General features: G+C 48.6%; 1 protein-coding gene, 1 tRNA gene and 3 rRNA genes. All 5 read left to right on the forward strand.

Annotated features, from left to right (window positions below):
* The first annotated feature begins 79 nt into the window (after positions 1-79).
* Entirely contained in the window at positions 80-547 is a 468-nt protein-coding gene (locus ABPH35_RS10200; RefSeq protein WP_368849791.1) for a sigma-70 family RNA polymerase sigma factor, read from the forward strand.
* A gap of 314 nt (positions 548-861) precedes the next feature.
* Positions 862-2,410 (forward strand): 16S ribosomal RNA (locus ABPH35_RS10205).
* Between the two features lie 52 nt (positions 2,411-2,462).
* Positions 2,463-2,535: transfer RNA gene (locus tag ABPH35_RS10210), tRNA-Ala, on the forward strand.
* Between the two features lie 127 nt (positions 2,536-2,662).
* A 23S ribosomal RNA gene (locus tag ABPH35_RS10215) occupies positions 2,663-5,567 on the forward strand.
* 199 nt (positions 5,568-5,766) lie between these two features.
* A 5S ribosomal RNA gene (rrf, locus tag ABPH35_RS10220) occupies positions 5,767-5,882 on the forward strand.
* Together the 16S, 23S and 5S rRNA genes with 1 tRNA gene alongside form the textbook arrangement of a ribosomal RNA operon.
* Positions 5,883-5,884: the final 2 nt, after the last annotated feature.

Here is a 5,884-nt window from a genome sequence, read left to right on the forward strand (position 1 = left end):
AGGACAAAAAAGTCCTTTAAACATTGGGTGTATTTTGTTAGACTAGAGAACATCAGAAGGAAGGCAGGAGGCAGAAAAGATGGAAGAATTCAAGGCGTTATATATGAAAGTACAGGGGATCGTAAGGAAAGCTCAGAAGGAATATTACATTCACAGTTGGGAGGTAAGCGATTGGGATCAAGAAGGGATGTACATTTTGTATTGCTTAGTGAGGGAGGAGTCGGGAATAGAAAGTGATGCAAGTCGGTTATATCGGTATTATAAAGTAAAATTCCGGAACTACATCAAGGACATCATTCGCAAACAAGAAAGCCAAAAACGGAAGTTTGACAGGATGAGTTATGAAGAGATCGGCGAGGTATCGCATAAGGTAAGCAGCGGAGGTCTAGTAACAGATGAGTTGATCTGTCTGCGAGATAGACTCAGAAGCTATCGCAGTCAGCTCAGCGCAAAGGAAGAAGAGCAGTATGAGTTATTAATTAGCGGAGCGAGCTTCAAAGGTCGTCAGAAAATGTTGCGGGAGTTACGCTCGTATTTAGAAGAGTAGAAAAAAGCAGAAAAAGCACTTGACATTCAAAGGTTAAATGTAGTATATTAGGGTAGCTGATGTAGGTCAGTCATAGAAAATTCCAAGCACGACAAAAAAGATGAAAAAAATTAAAAAAAGTTTCAAAAAAGTGTTGACAAGGAATTAAAGAAGTGATATACTGATATAGTTGTCGCTTGAGAGAGCGACAGACAAGACCTTTGAAAATTAAAGAAGACGAACCAAACGTGCAGGGTGGTTTATGAAAACATAAACCGTCAATGAACAAAAAAATAAATCTGTCAGTTGGACAGAATGAGTGAAGACTCGAACTTTTATATGAGAGTTTGATCCTGGCTCAGGACGAACGCTGGCGGCGTGCCTAATACATGCAAGTAGAACGCTGAAGCTTGGTGCTTGCACCGAGCGGATGAGTTGCGAACGGGTGAGTAACGCGTAGGTAACCTGCCTGGTAGCGGGGGATAACTATTGGAAACGATAGCTAATACCGCATAATAGTGCTTACTGCATGGCAAGCATTTAAAAGGTGCAATTGCACCACTACCAGATGGACCTGCGTTGTATTAGCTAGTTGGTGGGGTAACGGCTCACCAAGGCGACGATACATAGCCGACCTGAGAGGGTGATCGGCCACACTGGGACTGAGACACGGCCCAGACTCCTACGGGAGGCAGCAGTAGGGAATCTTCGGCAATGGGGGGAACCCTGACCGAGCAACGCCGCGTGAGTGAAGAAGGTTTTCGGATCGTAAAGCTCTGTTGTAAGAGAAGAATGTTAGCGGGAGTGGAAAATCCGCTAAGTGACGGTATCTTACCAGAAAGGGACGGCTAACTACGTGCCAGCAGCCGCGGTAATACGTAGGTCCCGAGCGTTGTCCGGATTTATTGGGCGTAAAGCGAGCGCAGGCGGTTTGATAAGTCAGAAGTAAAAGGCTGTGGCTCAACCATAGTATGCTTTTGAAACTGTCGAACTTGAGTGCAGAAGGGGGGAGTGGAATTCCATGTGTAGCGGTGAAATGCGTAGATATATGGAGGAACACCGGTGGCGAAAGCGGCTCTCTAGTCTGTAACTGACGCTGAGGCTCGAAAGCGTGGGGAGCGAACAGGATTAGATACCCTGGTAGTCCACGCCGTAAACGATGAGTGCTAGGTGTTGGGTCCTTTCCGGGACTCAGTGCCGTAGCTAACGCATTAAGCACTCCGCCTGGGGAGTACGACCGCAAGGTTGAAACTCAAAGGAATTGACGGGGGCCCGCACAAGCGGTGGAGCATGTGGTTTAATTCGAAGCAACGCGAAGAACCTTACCAGGTCTTGACATCCCTTTGATCGCTCTAGAGATAGAGTTTTCCTTCGGGACAGAGGTGACAGGTGGTGCATGGTTGTCGTCAGCTCGTGTCGTGAGATGTTGGGTTAAGTCCCGCAACGAGCGCAACCCTTATTGTTAGTTGCCATCATTTAGTTGGGCACTCTAGCGAGACTGCCGGTAATAAACCGGAGGAAGGTGGGGATGACGTCAAATCATCATGCCCCTTATGACCTGGGCTACACACGTGCTACAATGGCTGGTACAACGAGTCGCAAGTCGGTGACGGCAAGCTAATCTCTTAAAGCCAGTCTCAGTTCGGATTGTAGGCTGCAACTCGCCTACATGAAGTCGGAATCGCTAGTAATCGCGGATCAGCACGCCGCGGTGAATACGTTCCCGGGCCTTGTACACACCGCCCGTCACACCACGAGAGTTTGTAACACCCGAAGTCGGTGAGGTAACCTTTTAGGAGCCAGCCGCCTAAGGTGGGATAGATGATTGGGGTGAAGTCGTAACAAGGTAGCCGTATCGGAAGGTGCGGCTGGATCACCTCCTTTCTAAGGAAATGGAACTCTGTACGTAGTCTTCTTTAATTTTGAGAGGTCTTGTGGGGCCTTAGCTCAGCTGGGAGAGCGCCTGCTTTGCACGCAGGAGGTCAGCGGTTCGATCCCGCTAGGCTCCATACAACCGAGAGGTTGTAGGAATTGCACATTGAAAATTGAATATCTATATCAAATAGTAACAAGAAAATAAACCGAAAACGCTGTGAATTAATGAGTTTTCTAATTTAAAAAAATTAGGTTAAATAAGGTTAAGTTAATAAGGGCGCACGGTGGATGCCTTGGCACTAGGAGCCGAAGAAGGACGTGACTAACGACGAAATTCCTTGGGGAGCTGTAAGTAAGCAATGATCCAGGGGTGTCCGAATGGGGGAACCCAACATGTAATGCATGTTATCCATGACTGTTAAGGTCATGCGAAGGAAGACGCAGTGAACTGAAACATCTAAGTAGCTGCAGGAAGAGAAAGCAAAAGCGATTGCCTGAGTAGCGGCGAGCGAAACGGCAGAAGGGCAAACCGAAGAGTTTACTCTTCGGGGTTGTAGGACTGCAATGTGGACTCAGGTTTTGTAGAAGAATCTACTGGGAAGTAGAGCCAAAGAGAGTAAGAGCCTCGTATTCGAAACAGAATCTGTACCTAGCAGTATCCTGAGTACGGCGGGACACGCGAAATCCCGTCGGAATCTGGGAGGACCATCTCCCAACCCTAAATACTCCCTAGTGACCGATAGTGAACCAGTACCGTGAGGGAAAGGTGAAAAGCACCCCGGGAGGGGAGTGAAAAAGAACCTGAAACCGTGTGCCTACAACAAGTTCGAGCCCGTTAATGGGTGAGAGCGTGCCTTTTGTAGAATGAACCGGCGAGTTATGATATGATGCGAGGTTAAGTTGAAGAGACGGAGCCGCAGGGAAACCGAGTCTGAATAGGGCGGATTAGTATCATGTTATAGACCCGAAACCATGTGACCTACCCATGAGCAGGTTGAAGGTGCGGTAAAACGCACTGGAGGACCGAACCAGGGCACGTTGAAAAGTGCTTGGATGACTTGTGGGTAGCGGAGAAATTCCAAACGAACTTGGAGATAGCTGGTTCTCTCCGAAATAGCTTTAGGGCTAGCGTCGATGTTAAGTCTCTTGGAGGTAGAGCACTGTTTGGGTGAGGGGTCCATCTCGGATTACCAATCTCAGATAAACTCCGAATGCCAACGAGATATAATCGGCAGTCAGACTGCGAGTGCTAAGATCCGTAGTCGAAAGGGAAACAGCCCAGACCACCAGCTAAGGTCCCAAAATAATTGTTAAGTGGAAAAGGATGTGGGGTTGCACAGACAACTAGGATGTTAGCTTAGAAGCAGCTATTCATTCAAAGAGTGCGTAATAGCTCACTAGTCGAGTGACCCTGCGCCGAAAATGTACCGGGGCTAAAACAATTTACCGAAGCTGTGGATACCTATTAGTAGGTATGGTAGGAGAGCGTTCTATGTGTGGTGAAGGTGTACCGTGAGGAGCGCTGGAACGCATAGAAGTGAGAATGCCGGTATGAGTAGCGAAAGATGGGTGAGAATCCCATCCACCGTAAGACTAAGGTTTCCAGGGGAAGGCTCGTCCGCCCTGGGTTAGTCGGGACCTAAGGAGAGACCGAAAGGTGTATCCGATGGCCAACAGGTTGATATTCCTGTACTAGAGTATGAAGTGATGGAGGGACGCAGTAGGCTAACTCAACCGGACGACTGGAAGAGTCCGGCTAAGCAGTGAGGCGTGGTATGAGTCAAATGCTTATACCTATAACGTTGAGCTGTGATGGGGAGCGAAGATTAGTAGCGAAGTGAGTGATGTCACACTGCCAAGAAAAGCTTCTAGCGATGTATCATACTCTACCCGTACCGCAAACCGACACAGGTAGTCGAGGCGAGTAGCCTCAGGTGAGCGAGAGAACTCTCGTTAAGGAACTCGGCAAAATGACCCCGTAACTTCGGGAGAAGGGGTGCTCAGTTAGACTGAGCCGCAGTGAATAGGCCCAAGCAACTGTTTATCAAAAACACAGCTCTCTGCTAAATCGTAAGATGATGTATAGGGGGTGACGCCTGCCCGGTGCTGGAAGGTTAAGAGGAGGGTTTAGCGGTAACGCGAAGATCTGAATTGAAGCCCCAGTAAACGGCGGCCGTAACTATAACGGTCCTAAGGTAGCGAAATTCCTTGTCGGGTAAGTTCCGACCCGCACGAAAGGCGTAATGATTTGGGCACTGTCTCAACGAGAGACTCGGTGAAATTTTAGTACCTGTGAAGATGCAGGTTACCCGCGACAGGACGGAAAGACCCCATGGAGCTTTACTGCAGTTTGATATTGAGTGTCTGTACCACATGTACAGGATAGGTAGGAGCCTAAGAAGTCGGGACGCCAGTTTCGACAGAGGCGCTGTTGGGATACTACCCTTGTGTTATGGCCACTCTAACCCGGATAGGTGAACCCTATCGGAGACAGTGTCTGACGGGCAGTTTGACTGGGGCGGTCGCCTCCTAAAAGGTAACGGAGGCGCCCAAAGGTTCCCTCAGATTGGTTGGAAATCAATCGCAGAGTGTAAAGGTATAAGGGAGCTTGACTGCGAGAGCAACAACTCGAGCAGGGACGAAAGTCGGGCTTAGTGATCCGGTGGTTCCGCATGGAAGGGCCATCGCTCAACGGATAAAAGCTACCCTGGGGATAACAGGCTTATCTCCCCCAAGAGTTCACATCGACGGGGAGGTTTGGCACCTCGATGTCGGCTCGTCGCATCCTGGGGCTGTAGTCGGTCCCAAGGGTTGGGCTGTTCGCCCATTAAAGCGGCACGCGAGCTGGGTTCAGAACGTCGTGAGACAGTTCGGTCCCTATCCGTCGCGGGCGTAGGAAATTTGAGAGGATCTGCTCCTAGTACGAGAGGACCAGAGTGGACTTACCGCTGGTGTACCAGTTGTCTCGCCAGAGGCATCGCTGGGTAGCTATGTAGGGAAGGGATAAACGCTGAAAGCATCTAAGTGTGAAACCCACCTCAAGATGAGATTTCCCATAACGTAAAGTTAGTAAGAGCCCTGAGAGAAGATCAGGTAGATAGGTTGGGAGTGGAAGTTGTGTGAGCAATGGAGCGGACCAATACTAATCGCTCGAGGACTTATCCTAGAATAAGTAACGAAGACGTAAGAAATCTGTATGAAAATAGGAAACTGACGCAGTGTGTAAGATGCACAAGGAAGTTTATCTTTTTCACTAAGATTTTAGTCTGAGTACAATTTCATTGAGAAGCATAGTGTTTAGAGGGATACTATTGTTATTAGAGAATAGATATTCAATTTTGAGTGTGGAAACACTCAAAGAATAGTTAAGTGACGATAGCCTAGGAGATACACCTGTACCCATGCCGAACACAGCAGTTAAGCCCTAGAACGCCGGAAGTAGTTGGGGGTTGCCCCCTGTGAGATATGGTAGTCGCTTAGCTA

This window comes from Streptococcus handemini (assembly GCF_040984445.1).
Taxonomy (GTDB): Bacteria; Bacillota; Bacilli; order Lactobacillales; family Streptococcaceae; genus Streptococcus; species Streptococcus handemini.